The 22,313-nt window shown below is 59.3% G+C and carries 24 protein-coding genes and 2 tRNA genes; 17 read left to right on the top strand and 9 right to left on the bottom strand.

What is annotated here, in order from left to right:
* Positions 1-6: 6 nt before the first annotated feature.
* The 6 genes from hisF to J5M57_RS19710 form a co-directional block, all read right to left on the bottom strand.
* The gene (gene hisF, locus J5M57_RS19735; protein ID WP_007909211.1) at positions 7-777 is read right to left on the bottom strand and encodes an imidazole glycerol phosphate synthase subunit HisF; all 771 of its coding nucleotides are present in this window, start codon (positions 775-777) and stop codon (positions 7-9) included.
* A 9-nt stretch (positions 778-786) separates the two neighbouring features.
* Positions 787-1,524 carry a 1-(5-phosphoribosyl)-5-[(5-phosphoribosylamino)methylideneamino]imidazole-4-carboxamide isomerase gene (hisA, locus tag J5M57_RS19730; protein ID WP_207849419.1) on the bottom strand — a complete coding sequence of 246 codons (738 nt, stop codon included), beginning with the start codon at positions 1,522-1,524 and terminating at the stop codon, positions 787-789.
* 42 nt (positions 1,525-1,566) lie between these two features.
* Positions 1,567-1,827 (bottom strand): DUF2164 domain-containing protein, encoded by a 261-nt coding sequence (locus tag J5M57_RS19725; RefSeq protein ID WP_003220751.1) that lies wholly within the window; start codon positions 1,825-1,827, stop codon positions 1,567-1,569.
* Complete coding sequence (gene hisH / locus J5M57_RS19720) at positions 1,828-2,466, bottom strand: imidazole glycerol phosphate synthase subunit HisH (RefSeq protein ID WP_083367285.1); 639 nt, start codon at positions 2,464-2,466, stop codon at positions 1,828-1,830.
* On the bottom strand, positions 2,466-3,059 hold the full coding sequence (gene hisB, locus J5M57_RS19715; protein ID WP_007909204.1) for an imidazoleglycerol-phosphate dehydratase HisB: 594 nt from the start codon (positions 3,057-3,059) through the stop codon (positions 2,466-2,468). The genes hisH and hisB overlap by 1 nt, the downstream gene beginning before the upstream one ends.
* Before the next feature lie 269 nt (positions 3,060-3,328).
* Entirely contained in the window at positions 3,329-4,993 is a 1,665-nt protein-coding gene (locus J5M57_RS19710) for an OFA family MFS transporter (protein ID WP_064585533.1), read from the bottom strand.
* A gap of 317 nt (positions 4,994-5,310) precedes the next feature.
* Here J5M57_RS19710 and J5M57_RS19705 point away from each other — a divergent pair, with 317 nt between their 5' ends.
* The 6 genes from J5M57_RS19705 to J5M57_RS19680 all read left to right on the top strand — a co-directional run bounded on the left by J5M57_RS19705 (position 5,311) and on the right by J5M57_RS19680 (position 10,045).
* Positions 5,311-5,715, top strand: a complete 405-nt coding sequence (locus tag J5M57_RS19705; protein WP_207849418.1) for an acetyl-CoA sensor PanZ family protein — start codon at positions 5,311-5,313, stop codon at positions 5,713-5,715.
* A 78-nt stretch (positions 5,716-5,793) separates the two neighbouring features.
* Positions 5,794-8,019: an AsmA family protein gene (locus J5M57_RS19700; protein ID WP_064585531.1), complete on the top strand. Its 2,226-nt coding sequence runs from the start codon at positions 5,794-5,796 to the stop codon at positions 8,017-8,019.
* Complete coding sequence (gene mutY, locus J5M57_RS19695; protein WP_083367289.1) at positions 8,016-9,083, top strand: A/G-specific adenine glycosylase; 1,068 nt, start codon at positions 8,016-8,018, stop codon at positions 9,081-9,083. Before J5M57_RS19700 ends, mutY begins: the two co-directional genes overlap by 4 nt.
* Positions 9,080-9,352, top strand: coding sequence for an oxidative damage protection protein (locus tag J5M57_RS19690; RefSeq protein WP_003220737.1), 273 nt, complete (start codon positions 9,080-9,082; stop codon positions 9,350-9,352). Before mutY ends, J5M57_RS19690 begins: the two co-directional genes overlap by 4 nt.
* A gap of 103 nt (positions 9,353-9,455) precedes the next feature.
* A tRNA-Phe gene (locus J5M57_RS19685) sits at positions 9,456-9,531 on the top strand.
* Between the two features lie 163 nt (positions 9,532-9,694).
* A complete protein-coding gene (locus J5M57_RS19680; protein WP_207849417.1) occupies positions 9,695-10,045 on the top strand; it encodes a hypothetical protein in 351 nt (116 codons plus the stop codon).
* A 13-nt stretch (positions 10,046-10,058) separates the two neighbouring features.
* Here J5M57_RS19680 and J5M57_RS19675 read toward each other — a convergent pair whose 3' ends face one another.
* A complete protein-coding gene (locus tag J5M57_RS19675) occupies positions 10,059-10,274 on the bottom strand; it encodes a YceK/YidQ family lipoprotein (protein WP_347709570.1) in 216 nt (71 codons plus the stop codon).
* Positions 10,275-10,414: 140 nt separating this feature from the next.
* Positions 10,415-10,864 (bottom strand): carboxypeptidase regulatory-like domain-containing protein, encoded by a 450-nt coding sequence (locus tag J5M57_RS19670; protein ID WP_207849416.1) that lies wholly within the window; start codon positions 10,862-10,864, stop codon positions 10,415-10,417.
* Between the two features lie 261 nt (positions 10,865-11,125).
* On the opposite strand from J5M57_RS19670, the gene J5M57_RS19665 reads away from it, so the two are divergent.
* The 4 genes from J5M57_RS19665 (at position 11,126) to J5M57_RS19650 (ending at position 14,128) form a co-directional block, all read left to right on the top strand.
* The gene (locus J5M57_RS19665) at positions 11,126-12,184 is read left to right on the top strand and encodes a PDDEXK nuclease domain-containing protein (protein ID WP_207849415.1); all 1,059 of its coding nucleotides are present in this window, start codon (positions 11,126-11,128) and stop codon (positions 12,182-12,184) included.
* A 68-nt stretch (positions 12,185-12,252) separates the two neighbouring features.
* A complete protein-coding gene (locus J5M57_RS19660; protein ID WP_207849414.1) occupies positions 12,253-13,227 on the top strand; it encodes an alpha/beta fold hydrolase in 975 nt (324 codons plus the stop codon).
* Between the two features lie 28 nt (positions 13,228-13,255).
* On the top strand, positions 13,256-13,669 hold the full coding sequence (locus J5M57_RS19655) for a hypothetical protein (RefSeq protein WP_025110944.1): 414 nt from the start codon (positions 13,256-13,258) through the stop codon (positions 13,667-13,669).
* Between the two features lie 6 nt (positions 13,670-13,675).
* Entirely contained in the window at positions 13,676-14,128 is a 453-nt protein-coding gene (locus tag J5M57_RS19650) for a hypothetical protein (protein WP_207849413.1), read from the top strand.
* Between the two features lie 69 nt (positions 14,129-14,197).
* Here J5M57_RS19650 and gabP read toward each other — a convergent pair whose 3' ends face one another.
* Positions 14,198-15,589 (bottom strand): GABA permease, encoded by a 1,392-nt coding sequence (gabP, locus tag J5M57_RS19645; protein ID WP_064585523.1) that lies wholly within the window; start codon positions 15,587-15,589, stop codon positions 14,198-14,200.
* Between the two features lie 552 nt (positions 15,590-16,141).
* Between gabP and J5M57_RS19640 the strand changes: the two genes are divergently transcribed.
* From J5M57_RS19640 to J5M57_RS19610, 7 genes are all read left to right on the top strand, one after another.
* On the top strand, positions 16,142-16,915 hold the full coding sequence (locus J5M57_RS19640) for an ABC transporter ATP-binding protein (protein ID WP_207849412.1): 774 nt from the start codon (positions 16,142-16,144) through the stop codon (positions 16,913-16,915).
* Between the two features lie 13 nt (positions 16,916-16,928).
* The gene (locus J5M57_RS19635) at positions 16,929-17,675 is read left to right on the top strand and encodes an ABC transporter substrate-binding protein (protein ID WP_207849411.1); all 747 of its coding nucleotides are present in this window, start codon (positions 16,929-16,931) and stop codon (positions 17,673-17,675) included.
* A 75-nt stretch (positions 17,676-17,750) separates the two neighbouring features.
* Complete coding sequence (locus J5M57_RS19630; protein ID WP_207849410.1) at positions 17,751-18,446, top strand: ABC transporter permease; 696 nt, start codon at positions 17,751-17,753, stop codon at positions 18,444-18,446.
* The gene (locus tag J5M57_RS19625) at positions 18,443-19,132 is read left to right on the top strand and encodes an ABC transporter permease (protein WP_003220713.1); all 690 of its coding nucleotides are present in this window, start codon (positions 18,443-18,445) and stop codon (positions 19,130-19,132) included. The genes J5M57_RS19630 and J5M57_RS19625 overlap by 4 nt, the downstream gene beginning before the upstream one ends.
* A complete protein-coding gene (locus J5M57_RS19620) occupies positions 19,113-20,348 on the top strand; it encodes a methyltransferase (RefSeq protein ID WP_207849409.1) in 1,236 nt (411 codons plus the stop codon). The genes J5M57_RS19625 and J5M57_RS19620 overlap by 20 nt, the downstream gene beginning before the upstream one ends.
* 420 nt (positions 20,349-20,768) lie before the next feature.
* A tRNA-Thr gene (locus J5M57_RS19615) sits at positions 20,769-20,844 on the top strand.
* A 270-nt stretch (positions 20,845-21,114) separates the two neighbouring features.
* Complete coding sequence (locus J5M57_RS19610) at positions 21,115-22,104, top strand: Abi family protein (protein ID WP_207849408.1); 990 nt, start codon at positions 21,115-21,117, stop codon at positions 22,102-22,104.
* The last annotated feature ends 209 nt before the right edge of the window (positions 22,105-22,313 follow it).

Genomic DNA, 22,313 nt, shown 5'->3' with positions numbered 1-22,313 from the left:
TACGGTTTAGCGCATCACGATGCCGCGTTTGGCCATATACGCTTTGGCTTCCTGCACGGTGTATTCGCCGAAGTGGAAAATACTCGCCGCCAGTACCGCGCTGGCGTGGCCTTCGAGGATGCCGTCGGCCAGATGCTGCAGGTTGCCGACGCCGCCGGAAGCGATCACCGGAATGCCCAGCGCATCGCTGATGGCACGGGTCACGCCGAGGTCGAAGCCGTTTTTCATGCCGTCCTGGTCCATGCTGGTCAGCAGGATTTCACCAGCACCGAGGCCTTCCATTTTCTTCGCCCACTCGACAGCGTCGAGGCCGGTCGGCTTGCGCCCGCCGTGGGTGAAGATTTCCCAGCGCGGGGTTTCACCCGGGCCGGAGACCTTTTTCGCATCGATGGCGACGACGATGCACTGCGAACCGAAATGCTGCGCGGCTTCGCCGACAAACTCCGGGTTGAACACCGCTGCGGTGTTGATCGAGACCTTGTCCGCACCGGCATTGAGCAGGTTGCGAATATCCTGCACGGTGCGCACGCCGCCGCCCACGGTCAGCGGGATGAACACCTGGCTGGCCATGCGCTCGACGGTGTGCAGCGTGGTGTCGCGGCCATCGACGCTGGCGGTGATGTCGAGGAAGGTAATCTCATCGGCACCCTGCTCGTCATAGCGACGGGCGATTTCCACCGGGTCACCGGCGTCGCGGATGTTTTCGAACTTCACACCTTTGACGACCCGGCCGTTGTCCACGTCCAGGCAAGGGATGATGCGTTTGGCCAGCGCCATGGTCAGTCCTCAGCCTTGATACGAGTCGCAGAAAGCTTGCGCTTCGGCGACGTCGAGAGTGCCTTCGTAGATCGCCCGGCCGGTGATGGCGCCGATGATGCCTGGTGCCTTGGCGTCGAGCAGCGCCTTGATGTCACCCAGGTTGTGAATGCCGCCGGAGGCAATCACCGGGATTTTGGTGGCCGCAGCCAGCGCAGCGGTGAACGGTACGTTGCAGCCCTGCATCATGCCGTCTTTGGCGATGTCGGTATAAACGATCGAGGACACGCCGTCGGCTTCAAACTGCTTGGCCAGATCGATCACTTGCACGGTGCTGATTTCAGCCCAGCCATCGGTGGCGACGAAACCGTCCTTGGCATCCAGACCGACGATGATTTTGCCCGGGAACGCGCGGCAGGCTTCAGCGACGAACGCCGGATCTTTCACCGCTTTGGTGCCGATGATCACGTAGCTCACGCCAGCCTTGACGTAGTGCTCGATGGTTTCCAGCGAACGGATGCCACCGCCGATCTGGATCGGCAGGTCCGGGTAGCGCTTGGCGATCGCGGTGACGACTTCGCCGTTGACCGGCTGGCCTTCGAACGCGCCATTCAGATCGACCAGATGCAGACGGCGGCAGCCGCCCTCCACCCACTTGGCAGCCATGCTCACCGGGTCATCGGAGAACACTGTGGAATCTTCCATGCGGCCCTGGCGCAGACGTACGCAGGCACCGTCTTTAAGATCGATAGCGGGAATAATCAGCATCTGGCAAACCTTCAAATTTGAATGTTCAGCTTGGCTCGGAAATCAGTTTTTCTCGAGCGCCCACAGGTCGCTTTCGATGCTTTCAAACCGCTCTTTGAGGTGGGTCTGCACATCGAAAATCGCCCTGTTGTAATAGTGCGGAGCAATTTCGCGGGTAAACAGCTCAAGAATTTCCGCCGCTTCGAACGAACCCAGGTCGAGTTCGAAACGATCCTCCATGAACCGCTGGATCTTGCGGTTGGCCTCGTTCTCCTGTTCGGGAGTGAGGGTCAGGATCGGCGGCTTGGACTTCTTGGCAGCCATTTACCAGCGACCGTCCCACGCAGCGAAGTTCTGCAGCAGCTGCAGGCCATGGGTATGGCTTTTCTCCGGGTGGAACTGCACGGCGAAACGCGAGCCATCGGCCAGCGCTGCAGCGAAATCGACCCCGTAATGACCGCTGCCGACCACCTGCCGCGCGTTGGCGGCGGCGATGTAGTAGCTGTGCACGAAGTAGAAACGCGCCAGGTCCGGAATGTCGTGCCACAGCGGGTGGCTGACCTTCTGCTGCACTTCGTTCCAGCCCATGTGCGGGACTTTCAGGTGTTCGCCGTCTTCATGCAGGTCTTTGCCGAAGAACTTCACCGCGCCCGGGAACAGGCCGATGCAATCGACGCCGTCGTTCTCTTCGCTGGTGTCGAGCAAGGCTTGCATGCCGACACAGATACCGAGGAACGGACGATCCTGGCTGACTTCACGCACCAGCGAGTCGAAACCGAGGCGACGGATCTCCGCCATGCAGTCGCGAATCGCGCCAACCCCGGGAAATACCACGCGGTCGGCTTCGCGGATCACGTCCGCATCACTGGTGATCAGCACCTTGCCGGCGCCGACGTGCTCGAGGGCCTTGGCCACCGAGTGCAGGTTGCCCATGCCGTAGTCGATAACTGCAACCGTCTGCATTACAGAACGCCTTTGGTCGATGGCATTTGCCCGGCCATGCGCTCATCCAGCTCCACAGCCATGCGCAGGGCGCGGCCGAAAGCCTTGAACACGGTTTCGATCTGGTGGTGGGTGTTGGTGCCACGCAGGTTGTCGATGTGCAGGCTGACCAGTGCGTGGTTGACGAAGCCCTGGAAGAATTCCTGGAACAGGTCGACGTCGAAACCGCCCACGGTGGCGCGGGTGTACGGCACGTGCATCTGCAGGCCTGGGCGGCCGGAGAAGTCGATCACCACGCGCGACAGCGCTTCATCGAGCGGCACGTAGGCGTGGCCGTAGCGACGGATGCCTTTCTTGTCGCCGATGGCTTTGGCGAAGGCCTGGCCGAGGGTGATACCGACGTCTTCCACGGTATGGTGGTCGTCGATATGCAGATCGCCCTTGCATTCGATATCCAGGTCGATCAACCCGTGACGGGCAATCTGATCCAGCATGTGCTCAAGAAAAGGAACTCCGATATCGAATCGGGCCTTTCCGGTGCCATCAAGGTTGATCGAGGCTTTGATCTGGGTTTCCAGAGTGTCGCGCTCGACAGACGCCTTACGTTCGGCCATCACCAGCTCCGCAAAATCATTGGGCGAAAAAGGCAGCCATTATAGGCACGCGGGGCCGAAACAGAAACACGAGACGTGATATGGCTGACGGACAGAAGCCCCGGCTGTCGCGGGTAGACATGTCCATACAAGCCATTACAGGCACCCCAAAACAACTGTAGGAGTGGGCCTGCTCGCGATGTGGGCCTCACCGTCAACATTTCTGTGACTGTCAGACCGCTGTCGCGAGCAGGCTCACTCCTACAGGGGTACTGCGTTTTACAGCTTACTTAGTGAAACAGTACCGCCGTCTTTTGCAGGGTCACCCACACACCCCACGCCAACGGAATACCCACCACCAGCCACGCGGCGATCGCCAGCGGCTTGGTGCCCGGCGCGGCTTTCCACTCCAGCACGGTGCTGGCGTCAGCACCTTTGTCGTGACCCAGCGCCTGCTCGGCAGCCAGTTCAGCGTCAGTCATGAAGTATTTGTCGGCCACCGGACGCACCAGCAGGTTGCACAGGAAACCCAGCACCAGCAAGCCGGCGAGGATGTACAGGGTGATGTCGTAAGCGGCAGCGCGTTCAACGCCGATGCTCAACTGATACTCACGCAGGTAGTTGACCAGCACCGGACCGAGCACACCGGCCGCCGCCCAGGCAGTCAACAGACGACCGTGGATCGCGCCCACCATTTGCGTACCGAACAGGTCGGCCAGATACGCCGGAACGGTCGCGAAACCACCGCCGTACATCGACAGGATGATGCAGAACGCCGCCACGAACAGCGCAACGTTGCCCAAATGGCCCATGTTCGGGATCAGCGCGTACAGGGCAAAACCAAGGGCGAAAAACACGAAGTAGGTGTTTTTGCGACCCAGGTAGTCCGAGAACGAAGCCCAGAAGAAGCGGCCACCGATGTTGAACAGGCTCAGCAGACCAGTGAAACCGGCAGCGATCGCAGCGATCGAAGCCAGTTGCCCGGCGTCCAGTTGACCGAACGGCACGTCAACGCCCAGCAGCTTGCCGCCGAACACTTCCTGCAGCAGTGGCGAGGCCATGCCGAGAATGCCGATACCGGCAGACACGTTCAGGCACAGCACCAGCCACACCAGACGGAATTGCGGGGTTTTCCACGCCACATTCACGTGCACGTGACGGTGAGTGATCATCGCGTTCGAGGCTTTTTTCGCCGGAGCGGTCCAGCCTTCAGGCTTCCAGCCGGTTGGCGGCACACGGTAAGCCAGAGCGCCACCGATCATGAACACGAAGTAGATCGCCGCCATGGCCACGAAGCTCTGCCACACGCCGACACCGGTCGGCGAAGCGAAGTGACTCATCAGCGCAGTCGCCAGCGGTGCACCAACCATTGCACCACCGCCGAAGCCCATGATCGCCATGCCGGTCGCCATGCCGCGCTTGTCCGGGAACCACTTGATCAGGGTCGAGACCGGCGAGATGTAGCCCAGGCCCAGACCGATACCGCCGATCACCCCGGAGCCGATCCACATCAGCCAGATCTGGTGGGTATAAATACCCAACGCCGAGATCAGCAGACCGCCGCACCAGCACAGTGCCGATACCACACCGGCCTTGCGTGGCCCGGCGTGTTCGAGCCAGCCGCCCCAGATCGCTGCAGAGCAACCGAGGAAGATGAAGAACAGGGTGTAGATCCAGCCGAGCATCGAGATCGGCCAGTCACATTGCGACGAAAACACTTGTGCGATGAAGCTCATGTCCGGTGCGCAAGCCACCGGAGCGGTGACGCCCAGCGCCTTGGACAGCGGCAACCAGAACACCGAGAAGCCGTAAGCCATGCCGATGCACAGGTGGATGGCCAGAGCGGCCGGTGGAACCAGCCAGCGGTTGAAACCGGGCTTGGCGATGATGCGTTCCTTGGACAGGAACCCAGGCTGGTCGGCTTGCAGGCCGCCCGCCGTGATGCTTGTGCTCATTGTGTATCCCCCAATTATTAGTATGGTTCGCCAGCCACTGTTCACCCTCGGCCTTGATGCACGCAGGCATGACCGTTTTTTAGGTGAAGCTCCTTGAAGGCGCGACGTTAAGTCGCAGAAGGACGGACGAACTGGCGAAGGTTACCATTTGCACGTGACAGAAGAACCAAACTGACATCACCTTTTTCGTGTCACCTGATCTCTTCACCTGCAGGAACTGCGCAACGCTGCGATCTTTTGACCTTGTTCGAAAAAGCAAAATCAAAAGATCGCAGCCCGCGGCAGCGCCTGCACAGGGCCTTACAAACGGGAAAATCATGCCTGTCATCGTTCAAACGCTTGAAGACGCCAGTCATCAGGATCAACAGGATCTGCAGAAAATCTATCGGGACGCCCCGCAATGGCTGTTCGCACCGTATTGCGGAGACACTCAACTGATCGAAAGCAGCCTGGCTGACGGGTCTTTGATTGCAGGACGTTTCAATGATCGACTGCTCGGTGCAGCACGACTGACAAGGCACGACAGCGTTTGGTACTTGTCCCATTTGTGTGTGCGAAAAGTCACCCGACGCCGTGGCGTGGCCGAGCGGCTGGTGAACCAAGCACAAAAAATGGCGTCGCAAGCGGGTGCGCAACTGCGCTTGCTGGCACCTGCCGGACAGCTTGAAGCGCAGGCGCTCGCGGCCAAACTGCACGTGCCGCTGCAAGTCATCGCGACATGACGGCGCGCCGAATCGGGCAGATGCAGCGCTATACTCCCCGGCTAAATTACGAATTCGACTAACTACAAGGACTCGCCCATGAAAGCGTTCGGCAAAATCCTGGGTCTGGTACTTCTCGGGCTGTTGCTGATTATTGTGGCGGCGGGCTTCGCCCTGACCCACCTCTTTGATCCCAACGACTACAAAGACGAGATTCGCCAGATAGCCCGCGACAAGGCCCACATCGAGCTGACGCTCAATGGCGATATCGGCTGGAGCCTGTTCCCGTGGCTCGGTCTGGAACTGCACGAAGCCAGCGTCGCCACGCTGATCAATCCGACCGAACCGTATGCCGACCTGCAGATGCTCGGCCTGTCCGTGCGCGTGCTGCCACTGTTGCGCCGCGAAGTGCAGATGAGCGACGTGCGTGTCGAAGGCCTGAATCTGCGTCTGAAGCGTGACAAGAACGGCCACGGCAACTGGGAAGACATCGGTAAGCTGCCGCCGCCCGCCACGCCTGCCGGCAGCCCGGCGCCAACCAGCGCACCGGTTGCAGAGGCCACCGCCCAGCCGGAAAAACCGCCGCAGCCGATCCGCCTCGACATCGACAGCCTGACCGTCAACAACGCCCGCGTTGAATACAACGACGAGCAGACCGGCAAGCAATACAGCGCCGAAAGCATCCAGCTGAGCACGGGGGCAGTGCACGATTCGACCAATATTCCGCTGAAAGCCACGGCGTTCCTCAGCACCAATCAGCCGGTGCTGCGCGTGCGTACCGAACTCAATGGCGAGTTGCGCATCGAGCGCGCCCTGCAACGCTACAAGTTCGAAGACATGAAATTGTCTGGTGAGCTGACTGGCGATCCGCTGCAAGGCAAGACCATGACCTTCTCCGCTCAAGGCCAGGTCTTGCTCGACAAAGCCGCGAACGTCGCCGAATGGACCGGGATCAAGATTTCCGCCAACCAGTTGCGCGCCTTGGGTGAGCTGAAGGCCAACGACCTCGACAAGACCCCGCAGATCACTGGCGGCCTCTCGATCGCCCAGTTCGATCTGGCGAAATTCGTCGACAGCATCGGCCAGACACTGCCAGCCATGGCGCCCGGCAGCCTGAGCAAGGTCGAGCTGGTCAGCCGCGTGGCTGCAACGCCAACCAGCGTCGCCTTCGACAACATCAACCTGAAACTCGACGACAGCAGCTTCAGCGGGCGTATTGCCGTGGAAGATTTCGCCAAACAGTCGCTGCGGGCGATCCTCAAGGCTGACACTTTCGACGTCGACCGCTACCTGCCGCCGAAATCGGACAAGGCGAAAAACGCCACGCAAGTGCGTCAGGCCGAAGTCGCCAGCACCGAAGCCGATGCCATGGCCGGTGCCGGTTCCACGCCGCTGCCGGACAAACCAAGCAAAAGCGCCTGGAGTACCGAACGTTTGTTGCCGGTCGAGCGTCTGGCCAAACTCGACGTCGATGCCGACCTGAGCTTCGGCCAACTGACCCTCGACAAACTGCCGATCCAGAACGCCGCACTCAAGGCCACCGGCCAGGGCGGCCTGCTGACCCTGGAAAGTCTGCGCGGTGGCCTGTACAACGGCGACTTCGAAGCCAAGGGCACCCTCGACGTGCGCCCGAGTGCGCCGGTGCTGAACCTGCAGACCAAAATCAACCGCGTGCCGGCCGAGAAAATCCTCGAAAGCCAGGGCAAGAACCCGCCGGTCAAAGGTCTGGTCACACTGACCAGCAACCTCACCGGCAGCGGCAACAGCCAGCAGGCGCTGATCGAAACCCTCAACGGCAACGCCAGTTTCGTGATCAACAACGGCGTGCTGCTCAACGCCAACCTTGAACAGCAACTGTGCAAAGGCATCGCCACCCTTAACCGCAAAACCCTCAGTGGCGAACCACGGGGCAAGGACACGCCGTTCCAGGAACTCAAGGGCAATCTGACCTTGCGCAACGGCGTCGCCAGCAACCCGGACCTGAAAGTGCGCATCCCGGGCATGACCGTCAACGGTGACGGCGACATCGACCTGCGCGTGCTGGGCATGGATTACCGCGTCGGCATCATCGTTGAAGGTGACACCAGCGCCATGCCGGATCCGGCCTGTCAGGTCGGCGAGAAATTCGTCGGCATCGAATGGCCGCTGCGCTGCCGTGGTCCGTTGGAACTGGGGGCCAAGGCTTGCCGCGTGGACAACGAACGCCTGGGTCAGGTCGCGACCAAACTGGCCGGTGACAAGCTCAGCGAAAAGATCGATGAAAAACTCGGCGACAAGGTCAGCCCGGAACTGAAAAACGCATTGAAGGGGCTGTTCAAGCGATGAGAGCGGAGCAGTTTTCCACGGCGGTGCTGGAATGGTTCGACCGCCACGGCCGCCACGATTTGCCTTGGCAGCAAGACATCAACCCGTATCGGGTGTGGGTGTCGGAGATCATGTTGCAGCAGACCCAGGTCAGCACCGTGCTCAATTACTTCGACCGCTTCATGACCGCGCTGCCGACGGTTCAAGCGCTGGCCGAGGCGCCGGAGGACGAAGTGCTGCACCTGTGGACCGGCCTGGGTTACTACACCCGCGCGCGCAATTTGCAGAAGACGGCGAAGATCGTCGTCAGCCAGTACGGCGGCGAATTTCCGCGGGACGTCGAAAAGCTCACGGACCTGCCGGGTATCGGCCTGTCCACCGCCGGCGCCATCGCGAGTATCAGCATGGGCCTGCGCGCGCCGATCCTCGACGGCAACGTCAAACGCGTTCTGGCGCGCTTCACCGCGCAGGAGGGCTACCCGGGTGAGCCGAAGGTCGCCAAGCAGCTGTGGGCCGCCGCAGAGCGTTTCACGCCGCATGATCGAGTCAACGCCTACACCCAGGCGATGATGGATCTCGGCGCCACGCTGTGCACCCGCAGCAAACCGAGCTGCCTGCTGTGCCCACTGGAAAAGGGCTGTGAAGCGCACATGCTCGGCCTGGAGACGCGTTACCCGATCCCCAAGCCGCGCAAGGCGATCCCGCAGAAACGCACGCTGATGCCGATGCTGGCCAATGGTGAAGGTGCGATTCTGCTTTATCGCCGCCCGTCCAGCGGCCTGTGGGGTGGATTGTGGAGCCTGCCGGAGCTCGACGACCTCGACGACCTGCAACATCTGGCCGATCAGCACTCGCTGACAATGGGCGAGCAGCAGGCGCTGCCAAGCCTCGTCCACACCTTCAGCCATTTCCAGCTGTCCATCGAACCCTGGCTGGTTCAGGTGCAGGAGGCCAGCCATCACGTGGCCGAGGCCGACTGGCTCTGGTATAACCTCGCCACCCCGCCGCGCCTGGGCCTCGCCGCCCCGGTCAAAACCTTGCTCGAACGCGCGGCCGCCGTATTGAATGCAGGAGAGTCATCATGACCCGCACCATCATGTGCCGTAAGTACAAAGAAGAATTGCCCGCTCTGGAACGCGCTCCATTCCCGGGCGCCAAAGGTCAGGATATTTTTGACCACGTCTCGGCCAAAGCCTGGGCTGACTGGCAGAAGCACCAGACCCTGCTGATCAACGAAAAGCGTCTGAACATGATGAACGCTGAAGATCGCAAATATCTGCAGGGCGAAATGGACAAGTACTTCTCCGGCGAGGATTACGCCAAGGCCGAAGGCTACGTTCCGCCTGCGGAGTAAACACGCAAAATCGGGGGTCGTATCGTAAGCGACGGAATTAATTTAAGAAATTTTGAAAAAGTCGTTGACGTAAATCCGAAAAACCCTTTTAATGCGCCCCGTTGCCCAGATAGCTCAGTCGGTAGAGCAGGGGATTGAAAATCCCCGTGTCGGCGGTTCGATTCCGTCTCTGGGCACCAAATACCGAAAACCCTGAATCGCAAGATTCAGGGTTTTTTTATGCCTGCGATTTGATGACGGCTCAATCCAGCCCTTTGGCGCAGCCCAAAAGCGCGACGGGTTTCGAACCAAGGCGATCCGCGCTACTTTGACCGCACCTTATGGAAGAGGGTCATCGATTCGATGAACCAGAAAAGAACCCGCGTGCCCCTGCCCCATCCGCCGCCCTATCGCCAGAGCCGGGTTTCATTCTGGCTGATGGTGCTGGTCGGCGCACTGATCGCCTTCCTCATCGGCGCGTCGATTTACCTGATCGTCCACAGCTTGATCAGCGGCTCCATCACCACCTGGAACCGATCGGGCCCACGCCAGACCTACACCCTCGCGCTACAACCCCGGATGTACTGGTTCGAGATCGTGTCGCAGTGCGTCGGCACGGTATTCCTGATAGCCGTCGGCTGGATCGGATTATGGATTTACCGAATGGCGCACGAGCCCAGCGAAAAGCAGAAGGGCAAGCGTACGCGGGGATAAATGGAGGTCGGCCTCAGAGGGTGTTGACGTAATCGACCGGCAACAAAACCGTGTCGAGCGCAGCGTCTACCGGTAGCGATACCACGGTAATCAGCGGGCAAACGATCATCATGTAGCAGATGACCGCCGAGGGCATGCCGTCTCCCCCTCTCACGCCGAGCAAGTGCAGGTTCCCATCGACACCTTTGTAGTACGGCTCTGCAGAATCACCGTTCAGGCGTCCCATCATCGTTCCACACCCTGCCAACAGCAAAGCCAGGCTCACCGCTGAGCCGATACGCAAAATGCCTTTCAAACCATCACTTCCTGCATCACAAAACATAAGGCGCGGGATTGTACCCGCGCCTCGATTCTCCAATACACCCAACGTTATCCAGCGTCATTCCAGTGGAACACCAGATTACGTGCCGTGCCGCTGCCAACGTCTGTCACGTCACGCCGTGTTTCGCCATTGCGAGTGGCGACTACCGTGTATTTACCAGGTGGCAATTGCACGAAGACCAGCGGGCCCGTTTGGTTGAGGGTCAGCACGGTTTGCCCAGGCGACTTTTGAATCGTCACATCGACATCAGCGGTGTACTGGTCATGCGCGCCCACCGCGAACGTCATGTGCAGGTTGTAACCGGTGGTTTGTTGAATGGCTTTTGCTTCATCAACGCCAATCCCGCCGGACAGGTAGTTGATGCCGTTTTGCTGCTGCTGTTGAGCCTGCACGCCTGCGCTGTCGACGGGCTCAGGGCTGGTCGCCTGCAGCATTGCAGGAAAAGCCAATACAGCGACCGCGATGACTGGCAGCATGAGTGAAAGAATGCGCTTCATGATGACGACTCCCGGGCTCCTGCAGAGCCCAACCGTTACTCCTTATTTGATCCGGCCGGGGAAGCACGCGTTTTAGATTGATTGGAACTTGGCCTGTGTACGAAATGGACTACAGACCATCACTCACTGACATGCCTTTTATCGGCAACGTCCTGCAATACCCACCCCCTCTTCCTGCCGCCTATACAGGCTCGCCCGACATCTCCGAGCGGCGAATCTCGGCATGCTTTTGCGTCTGTTTCCACTGATGCGGAAGACTCGATGAACCAGGTAAAACCTACTGATACGCAAGACCCGAAAATCAATTCATTGCTGGGGGAGTTGAGCGAACTGATACGCCAGGCACGGCAAAAAGTACTGCGTGCGGTCGATACGATTCAGGTGCAAACCTGCTGGCAGATAGGACGGCACATCGTCGAGTTTGAGCAGCAAGGCGCCCTGCGTGCGGGGTATGGCAAGCGGTTGCTGGCTTTATTGGCGAAGGATCTGACGGCGCAGTTCGGGAAGGGGTTTGATGAAACCAATCTTCGGAAAATGCGCCTGTTTTATCAGCTGTTCCCAATTCGAGACGCACTGCGTCTCGAATTGAGCTGGACTCACTATCGCAGACTGCTGCGGGTCGAAAGCGCAAAAGCGCGTCAATGGTACGTGGAAGAAACCGCCAACCTGAACTGGTCCAGCCGCGCCCTTGATCGCCAGATTAATACGCTCTACTACGAGCGACTGCTGATGAGTCGAGACAAAGCCGATGTTATCGAAGAGGCCACCACCAACATTGCAGCCATGAAACCCCATCCTCGGGAATTCATTCGCGACCCCGTCATACTCGAATTTCTTGGGCTGCCGTCGGCCGGCAAGGTCAGGGAGAGTCGTCTTGAACAGGCCTTGATCGATCATCTGCAAGGCTTTCTCCTGGAACTGGGTAAAGGCTTTTCCTTTGTAGCTCGGCAACAACGCATCAGTACCGATGGAGACGATCTGTACATCGATCTGGTGTTCTACAACTACCTGCTCAAATGCTTCGTGATCATTGACCTCAAGCGCGGCAAGCTCAGCGCCGGCGATGTCGGACAGATGGACATGTATGTACGCATGTACGACGAGCTCAAGCGCAGTGAAGGCGACAAGCCGACAGTCGGGATCATTCTGTGTGCAGAGAGCAATGATTCGGTCGCGCGTTACTCGATGCTCAAGGGCAATGAGCAACTGTTCGCCAGCAGTTACAAGACGATACTGCCGAGCGAGGAAGAATTACGCGCAGAACTCAATCGGGAACAGGCCTTGATCGAAGAACGCATGCTCATCCAATCGACTGAATAAACCCACTGGATTGTTGCCGGGCGGCGCCGAGACTATCGTTGGCAACTTACCCGCAGAGGTAGAAAGCCATGAGCTGTCAGGACACGCCCGCAATGCAGGATATGCAGTCAAGGTTGCCAATATTGACTGCGGCGCACGGTGCCCCCTTCACGGAGGCCGCGAAGGATGGCTTTGTTCTTGGCGGCTTCACCTGGCGTCACGCCCTGCCCGATGCGCAACGCCCGGTAGTCATCATCAACGCCGCCACCTCGGTACGCTGCCGCCACTATTCGCGCTTCGCCGATTATCTATTCGCCAACGGCTTCGACGTGATCACCTACGACTACCGAGGCATTGGCGAATCGCGGCCGGCAACCCTGAAAGGCCTGGAGGCCTCATGGACCGACTGGGGCGCGCTGGATTTCGAGGCGATGCTCAAGCGCGCGCAACGGGAGTTTCCCGGCCAGCCAATCGATGTCGTCGGCCACAGTTTCGGCGGTTGTGCGGCGGGGCTTGGCGAATCCGGGCAGGTCATTCGTCGGCTGGTGACGATCGGCGCGCAGTTCGCTTACTGGCGCGACTATGCGCCTGAACACCGTTGGCGCATGTTCGGCAAATGGCATTTGCTGATGCCGCTGCTGACGCGCTTCTGTGGCTATTTCCCCGGCAAGCGCCTCGGCTGGCTGGAGGACACGCCCGCCGGCGTCGTACGCGACTGGAGCACGCCTGCCGCGCGCTACGAGCAGCGCCCGAGCGGCCGCCGACTGCTGAGCGCAACCGGTCGGCTGCCCTTTGCCAACGTCCGCGCAGAGACCTTGGCGATCAGCATCAGCGACGACCCCTACGGCACCGTTCCAGCAATCGAACGCCTGCTCGGCTACTTCAGCCATGCGCACAAAACCCACCTGCGCATCGAGCCGCAGGACATCGGCGAACAACAAGTCGGACATTTCGCCTTTTTTCGCAGCGCATACCAAGCCACACTATGGTCCATCGCTCTGACCTGGCTGCAAACCGGCGAGCTGGCCCCCGACACACCCGGGCGGACAGTGCCGCGCAGCTGAGCCCTATCAACGCACGACGGAACACACCATGGCCTCCGCCAACAAGCAGCAAAAACGCGCCGCCCGGGCCAAGACCAAGGCCAAGCAGAACCGCACCAAACGCGCCGAGGCGCCGGTCGAGCTGGACCCGAACGATGACCGCATCGATTTCGAGTCGGTGGACCTGACCGAGCTGTTCAAGAAAATGATCGACGCCGAGAAAATCAGCCAGCAAGCCCTGTGCACCGCGTTCCTCGAAGACCCGCTGCTGGAGCTGGTTTACGAGCAGGAAGGCGAAGAAGGCGCGATGGATTTCATCCTCGCCGCGCTGATCGAGTATCGCCAGTGGTCGAAAGAGACTGACGAAGCCGGCGCGCTGGCCTGGATCGAATCCCCGGCCTTCCAGGCCGACTATGTGGCGGCGTCCGACGCGATCGCCGCACAAACCCAACAGAAGAACTGAGTTCCCATGGCATCCCTGAACAAGCAACAGAAACGCGCCAAACGCGCCAAGGCCAAAGCCAAGCAGATCCGCATGGTCGGCCGTAAGCCACTGGAACAGGACGACGACCTCGGCCATCTCGCCGAGCCGATCCCGGAATACACCCTGGCGATGTTCAGCAAAATGCGCGACGCCGAAGCCGTCAGCCGCAACGAGATGCTGCTGACGCTGCTACGCGAACTGGCGTTCATCATCGTTGACCATCCAGAGCTGCTGGACATGGAAAACGCCGAGAACGAAGGCATGGCCGCCACCCACCTGGCCGCCGACATGCTGATCGACTACCGCATGTGGGCCGACGGCATGGACATCGAAACCGCCCAGGCCTGGCTGAGCGAGCCGCAGTTCATCACCGATTTCGGGGTTGCGCTGGATACTTACGGCAAGTCGGTGAATACCGAAGAAGAAAAGAGCGAATAAACCCGCTCACCAACAAAAACGGCCGCTCGTCATCACTGACAGCGGCCGTTTTGCATTACGCGCTACGGATCAGTTGAGCACCACCGCACCACGTTTTTCCAGCTTGCGACGGCGTGCTACCAGCAGGCCGGCAGCGACCACCAGCAGGCTCAGCAGGCCGGTGGCGAGGATTTCCACGCGATGGGCTTCCTGAAACAGCATGATGGTCAGGGCTGCGACGATGAAGATGATCACCGCGTAGGTCAGGCCCGGGAACAGCCACATGCTGAAGACGATTTTCTCGCCGCGGGCCATGCGTTGTTTACGCATGCGCAGTTGCGAGAACGCGATCACCAGGTACACCAGCAGCGCGATGGCGCCGGAGCTGGCCAGCAGGAACTCGAACACCGCAGCCGGCGCCACGTAGTTGGCGAAGGTGCAGAGGAACGCCGCGCCGGTGGACAACATGACTGCCCAGTAAGGCGTACCGCTTTTGTTGGTGCGGGTCGACATGGCCGGCGCGTCACCACGCTTGCCCAGGGAGAACAGCATGCGCGACGAGGTGTACAGCGCCGAGTTCAGGCAGCTGGTTACCGCGACCAGCACCACGATGTCGACGATCATTTTCGCGTTCGGAATACCCATCCGCTCAAGCACGGTCTGGTAGGAACCCAGGTTAGCCAGCGTAGGATCGTTCCACGGCACCAGGGCCACGACGATGAAGATCGACACGAGGTAGAACAAACCAATCCGCCAGATCACCGAATTGGTGGCCTTGGAGATCTGCTTGCCCGGGTTCTTCGACTCCGCGGCCGCGATGGTCACGATTTCAGTGCCCATGAACGAGAACATGGTGGTCAGGATCGCGCCCAGCACCGCGCCCATGCCGTTGGGCAGGAAGCCGCCGGAGTCGAACAGGTGCGAAACGCCGCTGACCTGGCTGTTCGGCAGGAAGCCAAAAATGGCTGCCAGACCAAGGATGATGAAGCCGATGATCGCCAGCACTTTGATCAGGGCAAACCAGAATTCGAACTCGCCGTAATTCTTCACGCTGAACAAGTTGGTGATGGTCAGCAGCATCGTGATGACCAGAGCAAAAGCCCAGATGCCTACACCCGGGAACCAGGCATGGAGGATGGTCGCGGCAGCGTTGGCTTCCAGCGGAATCACCAACACCCAGAACCACCAGTACAACCAGCCGATGGTGAAACCGGCCCAGTGCCCGATGGCACGGTCGGCGTAAGTCGAGAACGAGCCGGTGTCGGGCGAAGCAACAGCCATCTCACCGAGCATGCGCATCACCAGCACCACGAGGGTACCGGCGGCAGCGTAAGCCAGCAGCACGGCAGGGCCGGCGGCAGCGATAGCGTGGCCGGAGCCAACGAACAGACCGGCGCCGATAACACCGGCGATCGACAACATGGTCACATGACGCGGTTTGAGCCCCTGTTCGAGGCCATTGGAGCTTGGGGTACTGCTCATCGGAACTACCTTTGCGAGGAAAGCGATTGCGTCCGCCCGGTCTGGTTTTCCTTCTCGTAAAAAGAAACCAACGGGGCGTTCCAGATTCTGCACGCAATAAATGCGCCAAAATGTTTCAAACTCATCTGGGCTGCGGTTTTGCGCGCGACCGGACAGTCACCGCAAGTCCTTGGAATTAATGGCAATTCGCCAGAGCGTTACCCTGCGACTCACTTTTCAGACGATTGAGCGCACCAGAAACACACTGAAAAAGTGTGGGATGCACAATAAAAGGGCGATTCAGGAACGTTCGGCCGGATAGCGCTTCCAACACCCCGCCAAAGCTGGCAACATCGCGCCTTTTTTTACGCAACACCCACGGGTTTGCACGTTCAAACACCCGTTCGGTTGTTGATGGGGCGACAGTCTGCTGTGCCGATGCGACAACCTGCCACACGCCATCCGCTTACCGCCCGTAGCGCTGTTGGCTGCCATTGAAACGCTATGCTAGCTTGGCCGCCTCGCCAGGAAGGCCCGCCAACAGCAGGAGCGCAACATATATGAGGAACGCACATGGCTGAGGCCACGCCCGCGCTTGAAATCCGCAACTTGCACAAACGCTACGGACAGCTTGAGGTGCTCAAAGGCATCTCGCTGACCGCCCGCGACGGCGATGTGATCTCGATCCTCGGTTCCTCCGGTTCCGGCAAGTCCACGTTCCTGCGCTGCATCAACCTGTTGGAAAACCCGCACCAGGGCCAGATTCTGGTGGCCGGTGAAGAACTCAAGCTCAAGCCCGCCAAGAATGGCGAACTGGTTGCTGCCGACGGCAAGCAGATCAATCGCCTGCGTTCCGAGATTGGTTTTGTGTTTCAAAACTTTAATCTGTGGCCGCACATGAGCGTGCTCGACAACATCATCGAAGCCCCGCGCCGCGTGCTCGGCCAGAGCAAGGCCGAAGCCATCGAAGTCGCCGAAGCGCTGCTGGCCAAGGTCGGCATCGCCGACAAGCGCCACGCGTATCCGTCGCAGCTGTCCGGTGGTCAGCAGCAACGCGCGGCCATCGCTCGCACCCTGGCGATGCAGCCGAAAGTGATTCTGTTCGACGAGCCTACCTCCGCCCTTGACCCGGAAATGGTTCAGGAAGTACTTAATGTCATCCGCGCACTGGCCGAAGAAGGCCGCACCATGTTGTTGGTGACCCACGAAATGGGCTTTGCCCGTCAGGTCTCCAGCGAAGTGGTGTTCCTCCACCAGGGGCTGGTGGAAGAGCAAGGATCGCCTCAGCAGGTGTTCGACAACCCGCTTTCGGCGCGCTGCAAACAATTCATGTCCAGCAACCGCTAACGGAGCAACATGCATGCAGAATTTTAAAAAGGTCTTCCTGGCCGCCGCCGTCACCCTCGCGTTCAGCGCCGGTGCTATGGCCGAGACCCTGAAGATGGGCATCGAAGCGGCCTACCCGCCGTTCAACAATAAAGATGCCAGCGGTAACGTGGTCGGCTTCGACAAAGACATCGGCGACGCCCTGTGCGCGAAGATGAAAGTCGAATGCTCCGTGGTCACCTCCGACTGGGACGGCATCATCCCTGCGCTGAACGCCAAGAAGTTCGACTTCCTGGTCTCCTCGCTGTCGATCACCGACGAGCGCAAGGGCGCGGTGGATTTCACCGACCCGTACTACTCGAACAAGCTGCAGTTCATCGCGCCGAAAAACGTCGACTTCAAAACCGACAAGGATTCGCTCAAAGGAAAGATCATCGGTACCCAGCGCGCGACGCTGGCCGGTACCTGGCTGGAAGACAACCTGCCAGGCGTCGAAGTGAAACTCTACGACAACCAGGAAAACGCCTACCTGGACCTGACCTCCGGTCGTGTCGATGCCATCCTCGCCGACAAGTACGCCAACTATGACTGGCTGAAAAGCGACGCCGGCAAGAACTACGAGTTCAAAGGTGACCCGGTCGTGGAAAGCGACAAGATCGGCATCGCTGTGCGCAAAGGCGATCCGCTGCGTGAGAAGCTGAACGCTGCATTGAAGGAAATCGTTGCCGACGGTACCTACAAGAAGATCAACGACAAGTACTTCCCGTTCAGCATCTATTGATCTGACCTGCGGGACCGGCGCCGTGATCCGACGGCACCGGCTCCCGGCCTTGCCTGCCGATTTGAAAAGAAATCCATGATTATCGACCTCTACGGATTCGGCCCGGCCCTCGCCGCCGGCGCGCTGATGACCGTCAAACTGGCGCTGACGGCCCTGTGCCTGGGACTGGTACTCGGTCTGCTCGGCGCCTTGGCCAAGACTTCCCCGTACAAGCCGCTGCAATGGCTTGGCGGCACTTATTCGACCCTGGTGCGTGGCGTCCCGGAATTGCTCTGGGTGCTGTTGATCTACTTCGGTACGGTCAACCTGATGCGCAGCCTCGGTGAGTTTTTCGGTAACCCCGACCTGCAACTCAGCGCCTTCGCCGCCGGCGTAATTGCTCTGGGCCTGTGCTTCGGCGCCTATGCAACGGAAGTATTCCGCGGCGCGATCCTCGCCATTCCCAAGGGCCACCGTGAAGCTGGCGTGGCGCTGGGCCTGTCGAAATGGCGGATCTTCACCAAGCTGATCATGCCGCAGATGTGGCGCATCGCCCTGCCGGGCCTGGGCAACCTGTTCATGATCCTGATGAAAGACACCGCGCTGGTGTCGGTGATCGGCCTGGAAGAAATCATGCGTCACGCGCAGATCGGCGTGACCGTCTCGAAACAGCCGTTCACCTTCTATCTGGTGGCCGCGGTCATGTACCTGGGCCTCACCGTGCTGGCGATGAGCGGCATGCACTTCCTGGAAAAACGCGCCGGTCGCGGCTTTGCGAGGAGCGCTTCATGAACTGGGAAGTGATCATCAAGTGGCTGCCGAAACTGGCGCAGGGCGCGACCCTGACCCTGGAGCTGGTGGCGATTGCCGTGATTGCCGGCCTGCTGCTGGCGATTCCGCTGGGCATCGCCCGCTCTTCGAAGCTGTGGTACGTGCGCGCCTTGCCCTACGCCTACATCTTCTTTTTCCGTGGTACGCCGTTGCTGGTGCAACTGTTCCTCGTCTACTACGGCCTGGCGCAGTTTGATGCAGTGCGTAGCAGCGCCCTGTGGCCGTACCTGCGTGATCCGTTCTGGTGTACCACCGCGACCATGACCCTGCACACCGCGGCGTACATCGCCGAGATCCTGCGCGGCGCGATCCAGGCGATTCCGCCCGGGGAAATCGAAGCGGCGCGGGCGCTGGGCATGTCCAAACCCAAAGCGATGTTCTACATCATGCTGCCGCGTGCCGCGCGCATCGGCCTGCCGGCGTACAGCAACGAAGTCATCCTGATGCTCAAGGCCAGCGCGCTGGCGAGCACCGTGACCCTGCTGGAACTGACCGGCATGGCCCGCACGATCATCGCCCGCACCTACCTGCCGGTGGAAATCTTCTTCGCCGCAGGCGTGTTCTATCTGCTGATGTCCTACGTGCTGGTGCGCGGCTTCAAGCTGCTGGAGCGCTGGCTGCGCGTCGATGCCTGCCAAGGGCGTTGAAACTTCCCACGTGCTGACGGGCGAGGAACTACTCGCCCGTTTCACCGCGCTGGATGCTTTTCTGATTGAGCATCAGGCGCTGTGGAAACCTCGTCCGTTCACTCATCTTTCGCTACCGTGGGAAACCGCCTACCCCGAATTGTCTTCGTGGCTACGCGGACGATCGCTGGAAGAGGCAGAGCGTGCGCATAACCATCCTGCTGATCTCCTCGATGCGCCGGAGCCGTTCGCCCCATTGGCGGCATTGTCGGCTGAGCTGAGCGCGGTCGGTGAGTTGCCAGGACATGCGCTCGAAGCGGCAGGCCATCGCTTGAATGTCGATGTGCCGGGGCGCAAGTGGCAGCAGATCGAAGCGTTCGCCAGTCGTTTGTCTTTCACCTCGCAGCCGACGCATTGGCTGGACTGGTGTTCCGGCAAAGGGCATTTGGGCCGGCGCCTGTTGGGTGCCGGGCAACAGCTGACTTGCGTTGAATACGATCCGGCGTTGGTCGCCAGCGGTCAGGCGCTGAGTCAGCGGCATCATCTGCACGCGCTGCATATCGAACAGGATGTTCTGGCAGCAGATGCGGCAACCGTGTTGAGCGCTCAACACACCCCCGTCGCCCTGCACGCCTGCGGTGATCTGCATGTGCGCCTGATGCAACTGGCAAGCGCTGCCGGCTGTCAGCAGATGGCCATTGCCCCATGCTGTTACAACCGGATCAATCGCAGCGAGTACAAGGCATTGTCCTGCGCGGGCTTGCGATCCGCCCTACAGCTCTCGCTCGAAGATCTGGCGCTGCCCATGAGCGAAACCGTCACCGCCGGTGCTCGTGTCCGACGTCAGCGCGACACCTCCATGGCCCGACGCCTGGCCTTCGACCTGCTGCAACGGCAACTTCGCCGTGTCGACGAATACTTGCCAACCCCGTCCCTGCCCAGCGCCTGGCTGGACAAACCGTTCGCCGATTACTGCCGCGACCTGGCCGCGCTGAAAGAGTTATCCACAATCGGCACGCCAGATTGGCAGGCGCTGGAAACCGCCGGTTGGCAGCGGTTGGCCGAAGTTCGCAACCTGGAATTGCTCCGCGGATTGTTCCGACGGCCGCTGGAGCTTTGGCTGAATCTTGATCGAGCCATTTTCCTCAACGAACGGGGATACGTCGTACGACTCGGTACCTTCTGCGACACCCCGCTGACCCCGCGTAATTTCCTGCTGCTGGCCGAACGCGCTTAGAATCTTTACAGCCTGTGGATAACTCTGTTGATGGATTTCGAGTGGATCCAATATCCACGGCCGTTGCGCGACAAAAACAGCATTGGTCATTTTTTGTTCATATTGATAAAAAACCTGTAAAACAGGGCTTTGCGCACAAAATGAGAACCTGTCCACAAAATCCCCCGCAACACCGCTGTTGCGCCGATCCGTTGTGCATAAGCTTTCAATCAAAAGGACATAAACGGCGGAAATGAGTGCTTTAACGCTGCAGAATTTCCGCCATCTCTCTCGGGCTGGAGTGGCCGCCGAGTGGCCCGATTTTGCGGCTTTAAACCCAGCGACACAGCCCATGCCGCGCCTGATCCAGTGCCTGCGTAAAAATAGTCAGAATTCAGGGGTTTACAGAACCAACCCAATCGCTATAATCGTCGCCCACACGCCGGTATAGCTCAGTTGGTAGAGCAACTGACTTGTAATCAGTAGGTCCCGGGTTCGACTCCTGGTGCCGGCACCATACAAAACAAAGCCCCTGCAGAAATGCAGGGGCTTTGTTGTTTCTGGCGTTTGGAACTCCGCAGAAGTTTCCACATTGCTGCGACGAGACTAGCGACGCCTTATCTGAAACTCCGCCTCCCGTGCTTCGAGCCGTTACAATTTCACATCAGCCCAACATTGACGGGCTCTCGCACCTACCTATAATGCACCCCAACACACCCGCCAAGCCTAGGCTGACCCAGTCAGCAAGCTCAAATCGTGCGGGTTTTTTTTGCCCGGAGAAAACTACATGAGGCCATTCGACAAGCCGGCCCTCAGCGTAGAACAGCAATTGGAACTGCTAAAGCAACGAGGCCTGCAAGTCGCAAATGACGACCGCGCCATGCGTTTCCTGGAAGTGGTCACGCTGTTTCGCCTGAGCCCCTACATGCGCCCTTTTCAGGAAACGAACCCTGAACACACCTTCAAGCCTGATAGCACTCTAAAAGCAGTCGTCGACATCTATCGTTTCGACGGTTCGTTGCGACGCATCACCATGGATGCTATCGAACGTGTCGAAGTCGCCATACGAGCGACTATCAGCAATCACATGTGCCCTAAGTACGGGCCCGACTGGATAGCTGAGGCGTCAATCTTCTCCTCGTCATATTCACATTCTGATTTATTGCGGCCCCTGCGAGATCAACTGAGCAAGGAGCGCAACAAACTTGGACGTGAGATTGACCGTATAAAAAAGAGCAGCAGAGCAGATCAGGTCCAGCAGCAGCGAATTGAAAATCGCATGCGCGATAACTATTTTCGATTCTACGGATCAACCTATTCCCATCCCGAGTTGCCGCCCGCGTGGGCCGTTCTGGAAGAACTTAGCCTTGGAACGGTGTCCACCCTGTTCAATGCCATAGGCAAAAGCGTCGACAAGAAAGCGATCGCGAGCAGATTCAATCTCCCCTTCGAAGTACTGGCCTCTTGGCTCCACACTCTGACCTTCATTCGAAACTGCTGCGCCCACCACTCACGACTATGGAACCGAGAGCTCTCGATTCGGCCATCCTTACCTAAAGAATGGGTCATCCAAAATGTGCCTGGCGACCGGCCTCAGCCAAAGCAGCGGTTATATATAGTTCTGACGATGCTGGCGTATCTAACCGATTTGATCAGTCCAGATAGCCATTGGAAATTTCAATTGGCTGAAATGATGGACCAGAGAGAGCCGGGTGATTTGAAACTTATGGGATTTCCAGAGGACTGGAAACGGCAATCGCAATGGTGTTTGGAGTAAGGGAAGCCAGAAGTCTTTTTTTGCCATTGCACCCGGGGAAATGTCAGGAGCGAACGCTTGTCTAAGCCAAAATATGGTGCGTAAACCACAGAATGCTAACGGTGGATAATTTCAGACAAAACCGCAGAACTCCCAAAAAACTCGAACCCTAATCCGAATTATCCACAGGCGTAGAAAAGATCGGGCAAAGCGCTGTCGTTGACAGCAAC

The organism is Pseudomonas sp. 86_A (assembly GCF_017491705.1).
GTDB lineage: Bacteria > Pseudomonadota > Gammaproteobacteria > Pseudomonadales > Pseudomonadaceae > Aquipseudomonas > Aquipseudomonas koreensis.
This window is presented reverse-complemented; position numbering and strand designations above follow the sequence as displayed.